Origin of the sequence: Staphylococcus sp. Marseille-Q5304 (assembly GCF_943737015.1) — a bacterium.
GTDB lineage: Bacteria > Bacillota > Bacilli > Staphylococcales > Staphylococcaceae > Staphylococcus > Staphylococcus hsinchuensis.
In genome coordinates, this window is record NZ_CALSFP010000001.1 from 1648748 (window position 1) to 1667180 (window position 18433).

Consider the following 18433-nt stretch of genomic DNA (forward strand, 5'->3'; position numbering starts at 1 on the left):
AATAACACCCTCATTCTTCATCTGAAATCTAGCACTTTTGAATTTTATTTTCATATTTTCAAAATAATTAGTCAATTTATCCATTTACAAAAATGGCAAAGTTAAAATCTGACCAGAGGCGCCTTTATATAAGTATGCGTTCTAGGTGATGTTCATTAACTTTGCCATTTAATTCAATTATTTTATTCTCTTATTATATAAGTAGTTTTATACATATTACACTTATATGCTCATTATATTTTCGCTTTATAAGTTTGAATTGTATCTAAAAACTTCGGACAATAATGCTTCAATTTATAGCTTCCGACCCCATCAATAGAAATCATATCTTGTTTAGATTCCGGTTTTCTTTTTGCAAATTCTTCTATCGTATAATCTGAGAAAATACTTACAGGCGCGATACCTAAATCTTCACTCAATCTTTTACGTACTTGGATGAGTTCATCAAATAACACACGGTCAACACCCTCTACTGTATTGATGCTAACGACTTCTTTAGATTTACGTTTAAATGGTGTCGTAAATATACTTACTTGATCATTGAGTAATGCTTTGACGGAGGTATCACATGTTAATATTTCATCATGCTCATTAAGATAACCTTTAAATCTTAATTCATCAATTAAGTGACTCAGCTCTGAAGTTGTATAATTTTTCATAATACCATGAGTTGAAAGGGTATTGTAATCACAATAACGAATATAATCCGTTTCTTCGCCACGTAACACTTGGATAATTACACTGTAATTCTCTTGTTGATTCATTCGAGCAATACAACTAATAATCATCTTCGCTTCATGGGTCATATCATATGTCTTATTACCTTGAGTACAATTGCTACATTGTCCACATTCAGTTAATTTTTCGTTAGGTTCAAAATAATGAACTAATGTTGCTTCCAGGCATTTCTTCGTTTTCGTATAGAACATCATCTTTGTGAGCTTTTCGCCCATTTTATCTTTATAATCATCATCAGCTTTAGATGAAGAAATAAAGTATTGATGTAAACCGATGTCACGCTCACTAAATAGTAAAATACATTCACTCTTTAAACCATCACGACCTGCACGACCTGCTTCTTGATAATAAGATTCTAAGTCACCAGGCATATTATAATGTATAACGAAACGTACATTTGATTTATCTATCCCCATACCGAAAGCATTCGTTGCTACAACGACGCGTACTCGATCATAAACAAAATCATTTTGAGCGGCTTCACGTTCTTTATTTGATAAGCCTGCATGGTAAATCGTACTATTCACATCTTGCTCAATTAACGCCTCATGTAGTTCTTCAACTTGCTTTCGCGTTGAGCAATAAATTATGCCGGCTTCTTTATCGTGATGCGTAACGTATTCTAAGACAAACTTTTGTCGTTGGTAGGTAGGGTTAACTTGAAATACAAGATTTGGTCGTTTCGTACTTGTTTTTATTTCGTCTTGTTTATCAATATTTAACCGTGCCATTATATCTCTTTGAACTTCAGCCGTTGCCGTAGCAGTTAAAGCTACAACAGTGAAATCTTGAGGCAAAGCAAAGACCTTATCAATAACTTCTTGATAACTCGGTCTGAAGTCATGCCCCCATTTCGAAATACAATGCGCTTCATCAAATGCTACTAAATGAATAGATATTTGCTGTAATAAATGTACAAAATAACCATTATCAAAACGTTCAGGCGCCACATATAAAAATTGAAGTTCCCCTTGCTTCAATTGTGTTTCTATCGTTTGTTGTTCTTTCTTCGTTAAACTGCTGTTAAGGTAGGCAGCGCGAATACCCGTCGCTTTCAATTGATCGACTTGGTCTTTCATTAATGAAATTAATGGGCTAATAACAATCGTTGTACCACCTAACATTAATCCTGGCACTTGATAACAAATTGATTTACCTCCACCAGTTGGTAGTACGCCTAATACATTTTGATGATTCATCACTTTTGTAATTATTTCTTTTTGGCCTGGACGAAACGTGTCGAAACCAAAATAATGCGATAAAGTCGACTCCATGTTTAAAAATCCCTCATTGTTCTTTTAATTCTTCTAATTCAGTCCATCTCATTATATCATTCTCATATGTTTCGTTAAGTTGTTCTTGTAATTCTGTAAGTTCTTTCACTTTAGCGTAATCAGAACTTGCTTCTAAAATATCATTCTCAACTTGTTTTAATTGTTGCTCTGTTTCATCGATGCGTTCAATAATTGTTTCATATTCTTGTTTTTCTTTATATGTTAAACCTTTTTTCTTCTTTTGTTGTTGTGGTTGACGTACACGTTGTTGCTGTTGTTTTTGTTGTTCTTTCGCACGTTCTTGTTCACTTTTATAACTTTGATAATCTTCAAAGTCACCGATGATACGTTCCATCACACCATCGTGTATATACCAATACTCTTGAGCTACTTTATTTAAGAAATAACGATCGTGACTTACGGTAATGACAGTTCCTCCGAATGAACTAATATAATCTTCCAATATTGTTAAAGTTTCAGTATCTAAATCGTTTGTCGGTTCGTCCAAGAGTAATACATTAGGTTGATGTACGAGTAGTCTTAGTAAATAGAGCCGTTTCTGCTCTCCACCAGAAAGTTTGTAAATCTTCTTTCCATGTGTTGAGCTAGGAAATAGGAAACGCTCAAGTAATTGCGTTATAGAAACTGAAGTACCATCTTTTTCTTTCGCTACTTCACTTTCTTCACGTAAATAATCAATCATTCTAATGTCTCTATCTAGTCTATCCTCGGTCTGCTTAAAATAAGCCACTTTAACAGTTTGACCTATTTTTAAGTTACCTTCAAATGATTGATCTTCCCCACTCAAAATGTTTAATAATGTCGTCTTACCTGCACCGTTCGGTCCCACGATACCAATTTGTTGACCATTTTGAATAATTTGAGTGATGTGTTCGAATAATGTTTTACCTTGAATACTTTTAGATACATCTTCTAATTCAAATACTTGCTTTCCTAATCGAGAATAAGCCAGGTTTAATGAACCTTTATCCTGTGTTGATTGGTTCTTTACGTCCTGCTCCAATTCAGCAAAGCGGTCTTTTCGAGCTTGTTGTTTTGTAGAACGCGCTTTAACCCCTGCACGCATCCATGCTAATTCTTGTTTATATAAAGAACGTTGTTTCGATTGTTGTTTCTGTTCGATGAGTTCATTTTCAGCACGTTGTGCGATGTAAGCTTCATAATTACCTGGGTAAGTTTTGAGCTTTCCGCGATCAAGTTCAATAATCCGAGTAGACACTTCATTTAAGAAATAACGATCATGGGTAACGAACATTACTGTATGCGGATATTGTTTCACGTAATTAATCAACCAATTAATTGATTCAAAGTCTAAATGGTTTGTCGGCTCATCTAACAACAATAAATCGGGTTGTTCAATCAGTGTCTTTGCTAAACCTACGCGTTTTTTCTGTCCACCAGATAATTCATTCACTTGCTTATTTGTATCTTTAATACCAAGTTTAGATAATATCGTCTTAATTTCTGAGCTGTAATCCCAAGCTTGATGAGCATCCATAGCCTCTTGTGCTTGCATCATCTTGTTGAAATTCTGTTCTGTTTGTGAAGCACTGTACTGATTAACTGCATGTTCATAAGTACGAATAACATCTAGCGTTTTCGTTTCTGAACTTAATACTGCATCAAATACTGTCATATCTTCATGAAATTCTTGTTTTTGAGAAGAATAACGTATGCGATATGAATTGGGATGGTTTATATCAGCGTCAAAGTCAATATCCAATCCGCCGATGACTTTTAATAGAGAGCTTTTACCAGTTCCATTAATGCCCACTAAACCAATCCGTTCACCTTCTGAGATCGATAGATGCAAATCATCAAATATTATTTTGTCGGCATAAGATTTATGTAAATGTTCTATTTTATATGCTTCCATCGTTCAACATCCTTTTTAATATCGAAAATTATATATTTTTCTGGTAAAATTAATTCAGTTCTATGTATTATACACCTTTTTGAAATGAAATGATACAAAGGAGACAGACTTATGTCGGAATTTTTCCAAAATCTACCTCCATATGTACAAGCTTTAATCGCAGGTATTATTACTTGGTTACTGACAGCCTTAGGTGCAGCTGGCGTGTTCATGTTCAGACGCATCAATGACAAGGTTCTCAATTCTATGCAAGGTTTCGCCGCTGGAATTATGATCGCTGCTAGTTTCTGGTCGTTATTACAACCTGCAATCGAATATGGTAAACATTCTGCAATACCATGGCTACCTGCAGCAATTGGATTTTTATTAGGAGGATTATTTATTCGTGGATTAGACTTAGTCATTCCACATATCCACCCTAACACACAAGATTCAAGTCAATATCAAGAAGGTGTAGGCACAAAAAAATTAAACAAAAACACCTTGCTCGTCTTGGCGATTACACTGCATAATGTTCCCGAAGGTTTATCTATTGGTGTCGCTTTCGGTGGAGTGGTGTCAGGTAATGGTCAAGCAACGCTATTAGGTGCTTTAAGTTTAGCCATTGGTATCGGAATTCAAAATATTCCTGAAGGTGCTGCACTCTCTATGCCAATACGTGCAGCAGGTGCTTCCAGATGGAAAGCATTTAACTACGGTCAAGCTTCAGCAATTGTTGAACCAATCTTTGCGACAATAGGTGCAGCGGCTGTTTTAGTTATCACACCTATGTTACCTTACGCACTCGCATTTGCAGCTGGTGCTATGATATTCGTAGTTGTAGAAGAACTTATACCAGACTCACAAGCAAGTAATAATACCGATTTAGCTACTTTAAGCTTGATGGTTGGTTTCACTATTATGATGGTATTAGATGTCGCATTAGGATAAAGATTCATCTATATCGTTCATTAACGAATTATTTAAACCTAAATATTAAAGAGCCACGCAACAGGACCTTTGGAAGGTTTGTTGCGTGGCTCTTTTTTATTATACATTTAAGATTATGTGTATAATACCTTAGGTATTTAAAAAATTAAAAAAGCGACAGGGCTTTTCGTCCCTGTCACTTTGTCTTTGATTTCCGCTCTTGGCAGTGGTTGTCTGTTCTGAATCTTCGTTTTAATCAAACTCGATTCAGTACTAGTCAACTGTGCCGAGGTGCTACTAGAGTTTTGTTAATAAATTATTTAATAGTAGCACTCTTTATTTCTTTTCTGATCCTTTTGGACCTGTTTTGTATTCATAAGTTGACGGTTGTACTTTTTTGAAGTCTGGATTTTTATAGAATCTGAATAAGTCTCCGTTAAGTACTGAGTCACTCATTTCTAAATCTTTTTCAGTTTGTTCTTTACGTTTTTCAAAGTCTTTAGGTTTCTTCGTCACTGGTTTATTTGTCTTGTTGTCGTAGATTTTACCGTTAACATATTTGTAGTCTTTCGTTACGAAGTCACCATTTCTGAATGGTACTGTATCGTTATGTTCTTTAGAGAATAAATCAGTACCCATCATTAAGTAGTTCTTAGAATCAATACCTAATAAGTGTAATAGTGTTGGCATTACATCGGCTTGGCCACCGTATGTTTCGTTAATGCCACCTTGTTTACCAGGAATCTTCATCCATAAACCAGTACGGTTTAAGTCTGTGAATTTCGCTGGTGTAATATCTTCACCTAATAATTTTTCCATAGCTTTGTTATGGTTTTCAGAAATACCGTAGTGGTCACCGTAGATCATAATTACTGAATCATCATATAAACCTTTTTTCTTAAGTTCAGTGATGAATTGTTCTAATGATTCGTCTAAATATCTAGCTGTTTGAATATATCCATCAACTGTTGAATCACCTGTATTTGGTTTATCAATAGTTGCATCATCTGGTGACAATGTGAATGGATAATGGTTTGTCAATGTAATTAAGTGATTGTAGAACGGTTGTTTTTCTTTTGATAAATAATCCGCTGATTCTTTAAATAACTCTTTATCTTTAAGACCTAAGTTTTCAAGGTTGTTTGGTGACATATCATAGTATGTTGCATCGTAGAATTTATCTACACCAAAGTGTTTATACACTTGGTCTCGGTTCCAGAATGTCTTATAGTCACCGTGCATAACACTAGATGTGTAGCCTTGTTTCTGATCTAAAATAGCTGGTAATGATTGGAATGTGTTATCCCCTTTTAATGAGAACGCTGAACCTTGTGATAATCCGTATAAACTATTATCCATCGTAAACTCTGAATCTGATGTTTTACCTTGTCCAGTTTGATGGAAGAAGTTAGGGAAGTACGTAAAGTCTTGGTTACCTGAAGAAAGTTTGTTTAAGAATGGTGTCACTTCTTCACCATTTACTTTCTTGTTAATTAAGAAAGTTTGGAAACTTTCTAAGTGAATTTTGATGATGTTTTTCTTCTTAGCTGCACCAAAATATTCTTTATTAGGTTCTGTTCGTTTTTGTTTTGTGTAGTTTAATACTTTTGTTAAATCATCTTCATTAGCAAGTGCTTTTTGTTGTTTGTTCTGTACTGTTTTAACACCATCATAAACTGTGAAGTTAAATGGCCCTAAGTATTTAACTAAATATTTATGGTCAAATGTACGTGTTAATAATTGTGGTCTATCTGATTCAGCGAATGCTAAATTCAGGAAGAATAACGCGATTGATGCTCCCATAATGACTGGTACGAATTTCTTACTGAATACGCGTTTATCTAACCTTTTTTGTCTGAAAATCAATACAAATAGATAAACGATTGAATCTAAGAAATAAACAAAGTCGTACCATTTAAATGATGCACCAACGGCGCCACCCATAGAATCAACGTTCCCTACTTGGTTTAATGTACTAAATGTTAAGAAGTCAGAGAAGAATCTGAAATAAACAACATTGGCATATAGTAAGAAACTAAGTAAGAATCCGCCGATAAACATGAACCAATACGCTTTCTTACCTTTAAAGAATAAGAAAATACTTAAGATTAAAGCAATTAAGCTATATGGATTCATCAGTAATATTAAATTTTGAACTAAACCTTTAACACCTAAAGAAAAATCAACATAATATGCAAAGTACGTCTTCAAAGTAACTGTTATCACAGTCAGTATAAAAAACGCAAAAAGAGTTAACTTCTTTTTGTGTGTACTCATGTTTGTTTCCCCCATTATTAATTTATATAGGTTAGAAAATATCTATCCCTTTTAGAAAATATGTGACAAGTTACGATTAACAAATTCTATTGGCTAATGTTATATACATACATTGGTACGTTAATGACAAAAGGTACATACATTAAGATGTGAAATCCATTGTAAACTTATCAATACACTGTGATAGATTCCTTGAATTTCGCTTACTTTCTCTTTTTTAATCGTCGTTATATATCATAAGTTCTTCTACAAATTGAGAGGTTAAGAACATAATCGCTTAACAAATCGGACCATAACTATTTATTGAATGGGTTGTAGTTTCACCATTAAAATGTGCTTTCATACAACTAAAGTTTATTCTTTAATTAAGTAAGAGATCCATATTTGTACGTTATGTCAAGCCCCTAGTTGTTGTGGCAATATTAATGTCACAACACATACGTTTTACTAATTAATATATTATTTACATTCTTTGTTATCTTGTAATACGAATGTAACAAAACGCACATTACTCAATTAACTAATATAAAGGAAAACTTGGTAAATTTCAAGTAAAAAGTCACTTTTTACAAAAATACCTTTTCACATCAGAGTATTGTTAATTGGTTATTAATATATCTTTAAGCAATAAGATGCTTATTTATTGTACGTGAATCTCAAAATAAATTAATCAGACTAGAGACTTATATACGTCAAATAATTTCCAATATCCTATAACCCTATTCATGATAACTTTTTTAAAAATAAAAAAATCAAACCTCATTCTTTACTCTTCTTGAATAAAATAAAGATAATGAGGTTTGATTTCTAATTTGAGTTAAATTTGAGATGCGTTTTCACATTTTAAAGTAAACGCTAACATTGTAAATCCATTGCAAAAAAATACGGTAAAACCCAGGAAAAACTTTAAAATAACTAAATAAAGTTATTATTTTAACATTTCTAATTGCATGCGATATTCTATACCGTGAAACAGTTGGTTTAACCAGTTAGAATATTTAACTAAATTTTTCTCCGCTTCTTCAACGTCAATAAACTGAAATTTTAGCTTAGCGCCTTGTTGCTTTTGACCTAGCTTCGTCAAATGGTAGCTCGCAATCGTTCCAATTTGAGGATAACTACCTAAGGTATAGTGGTCATTCAACAATATAATTGGTGTGCCATTTCTTTTTACTTGGATTGTTCCTTTTTGAACTGATTGGTGTGATGGCATATCATCATAGTAAGCTTTAATTGAAGTACCTTCTAAATACATACCCATACGATTTGCTTTACTTGTCACTTTATATTCTCCAAATGTAAAGCGATGAATGACATCTTTTTTGAAATCTTCAGTACCTTTATTTTTAATTACATGAAATACATCAGACATATAATTAAATGATAAAGCATAACCGTCTATACCCCAGTCAGTTTGACGTTCGTGTTCTAGATTTTCGAACAGTTTAATATGACGTTCTGTATAGCTACGTTTCATGTTCACTTCGTCACCGTTCTTTAATCTACGTCCATGGAAACCGCCGATATTAGAATTAAAATCCGTCGAAGTTGAACCTAACCACGATTCAAGTTCGAAGCCTCCGCCAATCGCAAGATATACTCTCGATGTACGCTTCGTCTCAACAAATCGTAGTACATCACCTTTCTCCATTAAATAGAGTTTGTTAGGTAAAATGGTCATATCTTGTGTTGCAGCTTTAAAGCTACCGCCACTTAAAGCGATTAAAGTAGACTCTGTGAATCGGATGCGTGCCATATTATTTGTCATTTCTAACGTTGCTTCGTGCTTGTCATTTGCTACTAGTCTGTTGGCTATTTCATGAGATAGAAAATCCATTGCCCCGCCCGGGATGACACCATCATGTTCATAGCCTACACGACCGAAGTCTTGGAAGCTCGAAAACAAGCCCGCATCTTCTATTATAATTGACATGGTTTAAAGCCTCCTAAATCGATATCCTCTGCTTTAACTGGTTTAAATACGATATTATCTCCTAGTTTTAAAGTGGTAAAATCCTTCTCTTCAGGTTTAAATAATCGTATAGGTGTATAACCGATAACTAACCAATCTCCATATGTATCAGTCGTCGTTATACCTGTCTTTTTACCTTCAATAATAACTGAACCAGCCGGAATAAAACGCTTATGCTTTCCAGTATGATTGACAAATAATTTCTTGTTCATACCTGTTAAATATGGGAATCCTGGTGTATAACCCATCATTGAGACGAAATATATCTTTTCTGAATGTAACTTTACGAACCGATCAAATGAAATTTTATAGTATGATAATAAATTTTTGATATCAGGCCCTTGTTCGCCACCGTATACTATTGGTATCTCTATAGGGATAATTGTTGTATCTTCATGTTTAATTTCAAACTGGATAGACTGTATCAAAGCTTTCATATATAGAAACGGAGATTGAATATTGTGATGCTTAATCATATCTCTCGCATCGTAACAAATCATCATATCAGATTCTGTTGGCACAATTTCAGTTATAAATGGAAATTTTTTGCTATTTAAATACTTTCTTAACGCTAATAAATCTTCAGTCAGACCTCTAGAAACTTCTTTCTCTATCGAAACGACAATCGCTTGGTCTCCCTGGCTATATATCTTCATTGTTTCACCTCATAATAGTTACTCATGATAAAACACATCTAAACCTTTGACTAGATAATGTATAATTTCATTGACCACAAAATAGATAATGATGAATTGGATGATACAACTTATTGTAACGATTAACTGCACCAAACGAACCCGTTTTTGTTGTAATAGTGGTTTGATCAACCGACGCGTTAAGATAATCATTACAACCATTAACATTAACCATACAACCAACATCATTGATATCACTCATTTTCTAAAATATAATAAAATCATTTATTTCATTACTTGTTATGACATTCATTTTATATATAAATCTTCACGTCGGCAACCTCTCGCAAACTATTTATCAAATACACTTGTATCTCATTTTGCTTATATTTCTCTTTAAAAGAGTCAACATCGTAATCACGTTCATATATGTTACCTTGTTCAATTAAAGCCTGTCGCATACATCCCTTCAACATATCTTTATTATATGTAGGTGTATAGAAATGGTCATGCTCTTTAATTAATATATTACCAATATCAAACTCTAAAATTTTACCATTTGCATCATATAATAAAATGAGATCCGTTAGGTGTTGATGAGATAAATGGGCACGGTTTGTAGTCTTGTTCGTCAAAACCGCTTCAGGTATATTTTTCGGCAACTTTTGTAATTGAGCACTAAATAATGCTTTATCTGGTAAATCTGCTATAACTGAATCAAATTTGCCATTTTGCTTTAAAATTATCTTCACGCGATAAACACCTTTAGGATATTCCTCTGCAATACGATTAAGCAATTGGTTCCATTGTTCAAGGTTAAAGTTTATGTCCAAATTACGACTTGATTGTTGAATACGTTTCGTATGAAACTGAATTCTCTTAAAAATTCCATCTTCTAACCGCATCGTTTCAAATAGATCCATTATATACTCTCCAATATTTTGGTTTTATCTTTAAATTCTTCAACTTCTCTTTCGGGAACCGAATCAATCGTTATACCAGATCCTACACCATAAACGGCTTGTTGATTAACATACTGAATCGTGCGAATCGGTACATTAAAAATTGATTTACCATCCGGTTTCATTAACCCTATTGTCCCACAATAAATACGTCTTGGCACTTGTTCTAACGCTTTAATATATTTCATCGTATTGACTTTAGGTGCGCCAGTAATAGAACCACAAGGGAATAAACCGGTAAGTATTTGCAATAAACTCGTATGAGGCTCAACTTGCCCGGCAACCATACTTGTCATCTGATAGACAGTGGGATAAGATTCAATATTAAACATTTTATAAACATTCACTGTTCCCGTTTTAGCTATACGCCCAATATCATTGCGTAATAAATCAACAATCATTACATTTTCTGCTTTGTCTTTTGAAGATGTCTCAAGTTGATTGAAATGCGTTATATCCTCTTCTTTCGTTCTACCTCTAGGCATCGTACCTTTCATCGGTTTACTCACAATCACGTCTACCTCACCTTTAAACGGTCCACGTTGAAAAAATAATTCTGGAGACAATGAAGCTACTTGTAATTCTTCTGTATCTATTAGTGATACGTAATGCCCATGTTGCTTACGTTGTAAAGCTTCATAAAGTTGAGCAATCGGTACATGGATTTTATCAGTTAAGCGCGTCGTATAGTTCACTTGATATGTATTGCCGGTTTTAATATTTTCCTGAACAGTGCGTATATGACGTATCAATTGGTCATTAGACAATTGAAATTCGAAGTTACATTGTTTGTGAAATTTATCTGGAGATGAAGAAGCATCCATTGGCTCAGCCTCTTTAAACGTATAAGCTGCCGCGTACACCTCACCTTCATTCAACTGCATGGTAGCCATTTGCGAATTAAAATATGTCGAAGCTTCGTATGGTAAATATAATACTACAAAATTACCCATCTGCTGTTGACGTTCCGCATATGCAACGACCTCGCCGACTTGTTCTAATTGGTAAGCTATCTTTTTGTCTTCACATTGTGTGAAATGATAGCAATATGACTCATAACGTACCTCATCTAACATATATCGATAATTAAACTCTATTCGCATAACACGCCCTCCACTTGTTCAATAAATAATTGGAATTGTTCTATGCCATAGTCACTTAATATCGACTCTGGATGATATTGAACGCCATATATTGGTCTTGACTGATGTTCAAATGCCATAATGATCCCTTCCTCATTCTTTGCTGTAATCTTCAGTTCACGTGGAAAGGTTTCAGAATCAGCCATTAAAGAATGATAACGCATTACTTTAAACCCTTGTGGTAAACCTTTGAAAATGCCTTCGTTATTATGATGAATGCACGTTGTGTGACCATGTACCGGTTTCTTGTTATGTATAATATCCCCTTTAAAAAAGTATACAAGTTGTTGGAAACCAAGACATACTCCTAGAATAGGCATTCGTTCTGGAATCGTCTCATATATATGTAACATATTGCTATACTCAGACGGAGTTCCAGGACCAGGTGAAATAATTAATGCCTCAGGGGAAAGATTACTTATTAAATCACTATTCACTTCATCAACATCGATTACGCGTAATTCTTTATCAGTTGATCGTTTAATATAATCGACAATGTTATAGGTGAACGAATCTTTGTTATCAATCATTAATATCATTGTGTCACCTCAATAAATTCGTAATTAGTTAGGATTGCTTTATATTATCCCAAAGATTAGCTTGATTTTACAATACAAATATATTATTCTTATCCAAGTAAAATTACATCGTATCAGAGGTTCCTAGCTCACACCCTCTATAAAAAACTAGACACCCAAAAACGTCTATCTTTTTATAGAGATAGACGTTTTTTTAGGCGTCATAGTCATTCACAGGAAAGCTAGAGAGTTTAAATTTGAAGGAGAGTAACAAATATGACGCAACAAAACACATTAAACAACAATAAAGCCATTGTCGTTTTTAGTGGCGGTCAAGATAGTACGACTTGTCTTTTTTGGGCAAAGAAACATTTTGACGAAGTAGAGTTAGTTACATTTGAATATGGACAACGACATGATAGCGAGATAGAAGTTGCAAAGCAAATTGCCAAAGAGCAAAACGTTAAACATCATGTATTAGACATGTCTTTATTATCACAACTCACGCCCAACGCACTAACTCAACATGACATGGATATAGAAGAAAACGATGATGGCGTACCAAATACATTTGTACCAGCAAGAAATTTACTATTCTTATCATTTGCGGGCGCTTTAGCATATCAAACTAACACGAAACATATTATTACAGGTGTATGTGAAACAGATTTTTCAGGCTATCCAGATTGTAGAGATAGCTTTATTAAATCGATGAATGTCACACTTTCACTTTCAATGGATAAAGATTTCGTTATTCATACGCCGCTGATGTGGCTCGACAAGAAAGAAACATGGGCACTCAGTGATGAACTCGGCGTACTAGACTATATTAGATACAATACACTCACTTGTTATAATGGCATCGTGGGTGATGGTTGTGGCACATGTCCAGCCTGCAAATTGAGAGCACGTGGCTTAAATGACTATTTAGAAGAAAAAGGAGTACGATAATATGTTTCAACAGCATTATCCGAGCATAACGCATCCTTACCAATTCGAACTGAACAAAGATTTCAACTTCTCTGCCGCACATTATATCCCCAATGAAGATGCAGGTAAATGTATGCGTACACACGGACACACTTACTTTGTGAATTTGACTATTGCAGGTGATACTTTAGATCATAACGGCTTCTTAGCAAACTTCAGTGAACTTAAAAAGTTGGTACACGGTCAATTCGACCATTATTTACTAAATGATTTGCCACAATTTGAAAATAAGATTCCTTCAACTGAACTCGTGGCACAAACAATATATGAAATGATTCAACAAGATTTAGACCAAAGACCCAACAAACCGCAATGCCTACAAGTATACCTTCGTGAAACACCAACAAGTTATGTCATTTATCGACCAAAGGAGCACAATAATGAGTAAGATTCCCGTATTAGAAATTTTTGGTCCTACAATCCAAGGTGAAGGACGTGTAATTGGACGTAAGACGATGTTCGTCCGAACTGCGGGTTGTGATTATCGTTGTAGTTGGTGTGATTCAAGTTTCACATGGGATGGCAGTGCCAAAGAAGATATCCGTATGATGACAGCTGAAGAAGTTTATGAAAGACTATATGAAATCGCTGGTGACACATTTAATCACGTAACGATTTCAGGAGGTAATCCTGCTTTAATTAAAGGTATCCAGTCCCTTGTTGATTTATTTGAAGAAAAGAATATAAAAACTGCTCTCGAAACACAAGGAAGTAAATTCCAACCGTGGATGCGACAAATAGATGACTTAACAATCAGTCCGAAACCACCAAGCTCTATGATGAAACCTAATTTACCATTATTAGATGAAGTTATCGAAGAATGTGTACCTGAATCATTGAATTTAAAGGTCGTGGTTTTCGATGAAACTGATTATGATTTCGCTAAAATGATACACCATCGTTATCCAGAAATACCATTTTACTTACAAGTGGGCAATCCTTATCTTGAGGATGACCATATCGATTCACATACAGAAAAACTATTATCACTTTATGAATCGTTGATTGATCGAGTAATGCAAAGCAGTGATATGAATAATGTATACGTCTTACCTCAATTGCATACATTACTATGGAGTAATAAAAAAGGGGTCTAGTATCGATACTATAAATATATTTCACTTATTTAGAATGGAGTCTGAGACAAAAAATGTCTCAGACTTTTTTTCAACTAGCTGAGATGTACGAAATCTATTTTAGAAATTTCGCTCCTGTTCCACTCCTATTTTTTATGTTTAAAAGGTATGGGTAATGCTAACACTTCTATTTTTAACAACTTAAAATAACACGAACAATACAAAAACAATAATATTACACATTTCCCTTTCAAAAATTATAAATTATGAGTTGTTATCAAATGAATATCTTTATTTTAATTGATATAATATTGGAATGAAGTACATTGGTTAGGAGAGCATCATGCTACAATTTATTATCATAAACATTGCTGTGGTATTTATCATTTTAGGTTTAGATTTATATCGTCAGAAATTTACACAACTTAAGTTCAGCTCTATTCTTATTGCAATTACTATCAATTCCTTTATCAATCTCTTTTTTGCAGAGAAACAAGATTACATAACTATATGCACCGTAGCTCAATTGTTAATTTGGACCATTTTGCATATTTATATTGATAAAACTATTCATTCAGCAACTATTAACAAACATAAATATATGGCGTTTATTATCTCAATTATTTTTAGTTTATCACTCTTGCTTATTTATGGTACGAGCCAAGATTCCTATTATATGTCAGCGCCCTATTTTTCACCGACGATATTTATGTTAGGCTTTATAATTCTTCTTTATAGCACTTTCAAACCAGAAGAAAAGCAATATTTTAAATTAATCAATCGTATTAAAGCACCATTGTACGTTGGACATACACTTATTATTATCTCGTTTACAGTAATGATTATCTTAACACCTTACTGGTACATATTATTATTTATTCATATCATATTTTTATTATATATATATTGGCAAAAGCTCTTTTCAAAGAAATATTGATTATGTTATAACATTTCGTGGTATATAATGATTATCATATTATTTAAGGAGGTTATACCATGGGTTTTATTCTTATGTTAATCATCGGGGGATTAATTGGTTGGATTGCTGGTGCAATTCTAGGTAAAGATATTCCTGGTGGTATTATTGGTAATATCATTGCAGGTATTATCGGTTCAATCATCGGTTCTAAACTATTTGGTCAATGGGGCTGGGAAATCGGCCGTATTCACGTATTCCCTGCATTAATCGGAACAATTATTTTAGTTGCACTTGTTTCACTTGTGTTCGGATTAATTCACAAGAAAAAATAATGGGACATACGTTTAACTAAATATTATTATGAAAGAGATAGATTCTTTTACTAGAATCTATCTCTTTTTTTCTAATGAAACAAGGAATTAAAAACAATATATTTTCAGTCCATAACTATCTTAGAACTAAAAAAGCGAGATGCAAACTTCTATATTTAATAGATGCTTGCATCTCGCTCTTATTAAATTATTTATGATTGACTAATTTCTTTTCCTCGACAGGTTGTTGTTTTATTTCATGTTGATAATATTTTTGATTAATATTAGTAATTGAAGTGTGGTAATCTCTTTCTCTTTCATCTCTTGATTGTTGGTATGACTGTTTGTTTAAATTGGATGCTTCAACTATATATTTAGGTCGTTTTTTCACTTCATAATAAATACGTCCGATATATTCACCGATAACACCAATTGAAATTAATTGGATTCCTCCTAACATAAGTATAGCTGCTATAGTAGAGAAGTATCCTGGTGTTTTGACACCGTGTAAAATAATACCAGCTAAAATAAATACTATATATAACAAACTGATAAATGAAACAAACATCCCTAAATAAATCATCATACGTAATGGTTTTGTATTAAATGAAATGAGTCCATCTATACCATAATTTAACAGCTTACCAAATGACCATTTGGAGTCACCATCTTCTCTTTCAACATTTTCATAAGTAAATACTTTCGTATTATAGCCAATCCAAGCATAAAGTCCTTTAGAGAAACGCGTACATTCATCTAAGTCAGTTAAAGAATTTACTGCTCTTTTACTTAATAATCTGAAATCTCCAATACCATCTTCAAGTCTAATATCTTCTACAAAGTAGTTGATTGCTCGATAATAAATTCTTGTTAATAATTTACGAGATTTCTTTTCGCCTGTTCGGTCTCTTTTTGCAATAACTTGATCATATCCATCCATATAACCTTCAATCATTTGAGGAATTAATTCTGGTGGATGTTGCAAATCTGCATCAATCATAACGACTGCATCACAATGGCTACTATGTTGGTAACCTGCAATCATGGCTGACTCTTTCCCGAAATTACGGCTAAATGAAATGAATTTAACGTGTTGGTCTTTATTTGCCACATCTTGTATATAATTAATAGTATTATCGCTACTACCATCATCTATAAATAACAAGTCATAATTGTAGTGGTGTTGTTGGCTGTCTTCTGATAAAATTTCAGTTAATCGTTGATACGTTTTTAATATAACTTCACGTTCGTTATAGCAAGGTATGATTACTCTTAATTGCATTCCTTAACACCTTCATTTTAGTTACTTCTTTATTGCTTTATATTACTTTATCAAGTTACTGCATGATAATGCTATCTATAGCAATTAATTTTACATAATTTTTATATAGCCTTTACATTCTTCAATTAAACTTGTTTCCCAATAAATCGGACTAAGGTCGCAATTAAAATCTTTATTTTGTTAAAAATGCTTTTCAAACTATATTTCACCTTATATATTTAGGAAAATGTACTCGCTTTCCTAGGGCACTGCCTCAGCCTGTAGTCTTCGGCTTGTGCTATTCCCTCAGGAGTCGGTACATTTTCATTTAAAGATCTGTCTTCTATTTATTTTAACTTTTATATTTTTTACCTTGGAAAATGTATTCACTTTCCTAAGGTACTGTCTCTACCTGGAGTCTTCGGTCCGTGCTTTCTTCTCAGGAGTCGGTACATTTTCATTTAAAGATTTATCTTCTATTTATTTTAACTTTTATATTTTTTACCTTGGAAAATGTATTCACTTTCCTAAGGTACTGTCTCTACCTGGAGTCTTCGGCCCGTGCTTTCCTCTCAGGAGTCGGTACTTATTAAGTATTTATATATAATAAAACCGATGATACCTTCTTACGAAGATATCATCGGCTATAAAGCATTGGTACTATATTAAAAATACACTGCTTACTATTTTAATGTGCCTATTCTTACTTCATCCGGGTCTTTACCTTGTCTAGCACCTCTGTCTAAACTATCTATTTCAGCTATATCTGTTAATTCTAAATTAAAATCAAAAATATTATAGTTTTCTTCGATACGTTCTGGTGTTTTAGATTTAGGTATGACAATGCGATTATGCGCAAGATGCCAACGCAATACTATTTGCGCAGGTGTTTTATCATAGCGTTTAGCTAAATCAGTAATTAATGGATCGTCTAATAAGCCTTGATTTCTCATTAATGGCATCCAAGCAGTTACTGCAATATCATGTTTATCACAGAACTTTTGTAGTTTGTACTGGTTAAAGTATGGGTGGAACTCAATTTGATTTACAGCTGGTACGATTTCCGTTTCATCCATCAGTTGTTCTAAGTGGTGTTGTTTAAAATTGCACACCCCAATAGCACGTACTTTTCCTTCTTTGTATAATTGCTCCATCGCTTTGTAACTTTCAATAAATAATCCATCTTCTTCACATGGCCAATGAATTAAAAACAAGTCTAAATAATCCGTATCTAAATTATTTAGTGTTTTATTAAAATATTCAATTGTTTGGTCGTAGCCTTGATAATCATTCCATAATTTTGAAGTAATAAATAAGTCATCACGTGAAACATCTGATTTTGATAGTACTTGACCTAAAGCTTGTTCATTATTATAAAAATAAGCAGTATCGAAAGCACGATACCCTACCTCTAAAGCATGCATTACTGCTGTTTCCATTTCTGTTTCAGAGATTTTATAGACACCTAGTCCTACTTTTGGCATTGGATAACCGTTATTTAAATAATATATATCTTCAATCATAGGTAATCCCCTTTCTACATATTTCCTAA

Annotated in this window: 17 protein-coding genes; 6 read left to right on the forward strand and 11 right to left on the reverse strand. The window is 33.4% G+C overall.

Annotated elements, in window-relative coordinates:
* Nucleotides 1-233 precede the first annotated feature (233 nt).
* On the reverse strand, nt 234-2012 hold the full coding sequence (gene recQ / locus NGI30_RS08175) for a DNA helicase RecQ (RefSeq protein ID WP_251943303.1): 1779 nt from the start codon (nt 2010-2012) through the stop codon (nt 234-236).
* Nucleotides 2013-2025: 13 nt separating this feature from the next.
* Entirely contained in the window at nt 2026-3909 is a 1884-nt protein-coding gene (locus NGI30_RS08180; RefSeq protein WP_251518972.1) for an ABC-F family ATP-binding cassette domain-containing protein, read from the reverse strand.
* Between the two features lie 111 nt (nt 3910-4020).
* Between NGI30_RS08180 and NGI30_RS08185 the strand changes: the two genes are divergently transcribed.
* Nucleotides 4021-4839: a ZIP family metal transporter gene (locus tag NGI30_RS08185; protein WP_251943305.1), complete on the forward strand. Its 819-nt coding sequence runs from the start codon at nt 4021-4023 to the stop codon at nt 4837-4839.
* 315 nt (nt 4840-5154) lie between these two features.
* Here NGI30_RS08185 and ltaS read toward each other — a convergent pair whose 3' ends face one another.
* From ltaS to NGI30_RS08220, 7 genes are all read right to left on the reverse strand, one after another.
* Nucleotides 5155-7095: a polyglycerol-phosphate lipoteichoic acid synthase LtaS gene (gene ltaS, locus NGI30_RS08190; RefSeq protein WP_251943306.1), complete on the reverse strand. Its 1941-nt coding sequence runs from the start codon at nt 7093-7095 to the stop codon at nt 5155-5157.
* Nucleotides 7096-8023: 928 nt separating this feature from the next.
* Entirely contained in the window at nt 8024-9028 is a 1005-nt protein-coding gene (locus NGI30_RS08195) for a 5-oxoprolinase subunit C family protein (protein ID WP_251518966.1), read from the reverse strand.
* Entirely contained in the window at nt 9016-9723 is a 708-nt protein-coding gene (locus NGI30_RS08200; protein ID WP_251518964.1) for a 5-oxoprolinase subunit B family protein, read from the reverse strand. Before NGI30_RS08200 ends, NGI30_RS08195 begins: the two co-directional genes overlap by 13 nt.
* A gap of 67 nt (nt 9724-9790) precedes the next feature.
* On the reverse strand, nt 9791-9937 hold the full coding sequence (locus tag NGI30_RS08205) for a hypothetical protein (protein ID WP_251518962.1): 147 nt from the start codon (nt 9935-9937) through the stop codon (nt 9791-9793).
* Nucleotides 9938-10016: 79 nt separating this feature from the next.
* Nucleotides 10017-10625: an aminotransferase class IV gene (locus tag NGI30_RS08210; protein ID WP_251518960.1), complete on the reverse strand. Its 609-nt coding sequence runs from the start codon at nt 10623-10625 to the stop codon at nt 10017-10019.
* Nucleotides 10625-11767 (reverse strand): aminodeoxychorismate synthase component I, encoded by a 1143-nt coding sequence (pabB, locus tag NGI30_RS08215; RefSeq protein WP_251943308.1) that lies wholly within the window; start codon nt 11765-11767, stop codon nt 10625-10627. The genes NGI30_RS08210 and pabB overlap by 1 nt, the downstream gene beginning before the upstream one ends.
* Nucleotides 11758-12345: an anthranilate synthase component II gene (locus NGI30_RS08220; RefSeq protein WP_251518949.1), complete on the reverse strand. Its 588-nt coding sequence runs from the start codon at nt 12343-12345 to the stop codon at nt 11758-11760. The genes pabB and NGI30_RS08220 overlap by 10 nt, the downstream gene beginning before the upstream one ends.
* 255 nt (nt 12346-12600) lie before the next feature.
* Between NGI30_RS08220 and queC the strand changes: the two genes are divergently transcribed.
* The 5 genes from queC to NGI30_RS08245 all read left to right on the forward strand — a co-directional run bounded on the left by queC (nt 12601) and on the right by NGI30_RS08245 (nt 15641).
* Nucleotides 12601-13275 (forward strand): 7-cyano-7-deazaguanine synthase QueC, encoded by a 675-nt coding sequence (queC, locus tag NGI30_RS08225; protein WP_251518947.1) that lies wholly within the window; start codon nt 12601-12603, stop codon nt 13273-13275.
* A 1-nt stretch (nt 13276) separates the two neighbouring features.
* Nucleotides 13277-13702 carry a 6-carboxytetrahydropterin synthase QueD gene (gene queD, locus NGI30_RS08230; RefSeq protein ID WP_251518945.1) on the forward strand — a complete coding sequence of 142 codons (426 nt, stop codon included), beginning with the start codon at nt 13277-13279 and terminating at the stop codon, nt 13700-13702.
* Complete coding sequence (gene queE, locus NGI30_RS08235) at nt 13695-14411, forward strand: 7-carboxy-7-deazaguanine synthase QueE (RefSeq protein ID WP_251518943.1); 717 nt, start codon at nt 13695-13697, stop codon at nt 14409-14411. Before queD ends, queE begins: the two co-directional genes overlap by 8 nt.
* 322 nt (nt 14412-14733) lie before the next feature.
* Nucleotides 14734-15327: a hypothetical protein gene (locus NGI30_RS08240; RefSeq protein WP_251518941.1), complete on the forward strand. Its 594-nt coding sequence runs from the start codon at nt 14734-14736 to the stop codon at nt 15325-15327.
* A gap of 59 nt (nt 15328-15386) precedes the next feature.
* On the forward strand, nt 15387-15641 hold the full coding sequence (locus NGI30_RS08245) for a GlsB/YeaQ/YmgE family stress response membrane protein (protein WP_251518939.1): 255 nt from the start codon (nt 15387-15389) through the stop codon (nt 15639-15641).
* 187 nt (nt 15642-15828) lie between these two features.
* Here NGI30_RS08245 and NGI30_RS08250 read toward each other — a convergent pair whose 3' ends face one another.
* Both NGI30_RS08250 and NGI30_RS08255 read right to left on the reverse strand, forming a co-directional pair.
* A complete protein-coding gene (locus NGI30_RS08250; RefSeq protein WP_251943310.1) occupies nt 15829-16902 on the reverse strand; it encodes a glycosyltransferase family 2 protein in 1074 nt (357 codons plus the stop codon).
* 662 nt (nt 16903-17564) lie between these two features.
* Nucleotides 17565-18404 (reverse strand): aldo/keto reductase, encoded by an 840-nt coding sequence (locus NGI30_RS08255; RefSeq protein WP_251943312.1) that lies wholly within the window; start codon nt 18402-18404, stop codon nt 17565-17567.
* Nucleotides 18405-18433 lie beyond the last annotated feature (29 nt).

What these genes read in the sequence shown, in the direction of transcription:
- recQ (WP_251943303.1), bottom strand. Translation starts at nt 2,012, where the DNA reads ATGGAGTCGACTTTATCGCATTATTTTGGTTTCGACACGTTTCGTCCA.
- NGI30_RS08180 (WP_251518972.1), bottom strand. Translation starts at nt 3,909, where the DNA reads ATGGAAGCATATAAAATAGAACATTTACATAAATCTTATGCCGACAAA.
- NGI30_RS08185 (WP_251943305.1), top strand. Translation starts at nt 4,021, where the DNA reads ATGTCGGAATTTTTCCAAAATCTACCTCCATATGTACAAGCTTTAATC.
- ltaS (WP_251943306.1), bottom strand. Translation starts at nt 7,095, where the DNA reads ATGAGTACACACAAAAAGAAGTTAACTCTTTTTGCGTTTTTTATACTG.
- NGI30_RS08195 (WP_251518966.1), bottom strand. Translation starts at nt 9,028, where the DNA reads ATGTCAATTATAATAGAAGATGCGGGCTTGTTTTCGAGCTTCCAAGAC.
- NGI30_RS08200 (WP_251518964.1), bottom strand. Translation starts at nt 9,723, where the DNA reads ATGAAGATATATAGCCAGGGAGACCAAGCGATTGTCGTTTCGATAGAG.
- NGI30_RS08205 (WP_251518962.1), bottom strand. Translation starts at nt 9,937, where the DNA reads ATGGTTAATGTTAATGGTTGTAATGATTATCTTAACGCGTCGGTTGAT.
- NGI30_RS08210 (WP_251518960.1), bottom strand. Translation starts at nt 10,625, where the DNA reads ATGGATCTATTTGAAACGATGCGGTTAGAAGATGGAATTTTTAAGAGA.
- pabB (WP_251943308.1), bottom strand. Translation starts at nt 11,767, where the DNA reads ATGCGAATAGAGTTTAATTATCGATATATGTTAGATGAGGTACGTTAT.
- NGI30_RS08220 (WP_251518949.1), bottom strand. Translation starts at nt 12,345, where the DNA reads ATGATATTAATGATTGATAACAAAGATTCGTTCACCTATAACATTGTC.
- queC (WP_251518947.1), top strand. Translation starts at nt 12,601, where the DNA reads ATGACGCAACAAAACACATTAAACAACAATAAAGCCATTGTCGTTTTT.
- queD (WP_251518945.1), top strand. Translation starts at nt 13,277, where the DNA reads ATGTTTCAACAGCATTATCCGAGCATAACGCATCCTTACCAATTCGAA.
- queE (WP_251518943.1), top strand. Translation starts at nt 13,695, where the DNA reads ATGAGTAAGATTCCCGTATTAGAAATTTTTGGTCCTACAATCCAAGGT.
- NGI30_RS08240 (WP_251518941.1), top strand. Translation starts at nt 14,734, where the DNA reads ATGCTACAATTTATTATCATAAACATTGCTGTGGTATTTATCATTTTA.
- NGI30_RS08245 (WP_251518939.1), top strand. Translation starts at nt 15,387, where the DNA reads ATGGGTTTTATTCTTATGTTAATCATCGGGGGATTAATTGGTTGGATT.
- NGI30_RS08250 (WP_251943310.1), bottom strand. Translation starts at nt 16,902, where the DNA reads ATGCAATTAAGAGTAATCATACCTTGCTATAACGAACGTGAAGTTATA.
- NGI30_RS08255 (WP_251943312.1), bottom strand. Translation starts at nt 18,404, where the DNA reads ATGATTGAAGATATATATTATTTAAATAACGGTTATCCAATGCCAAAA.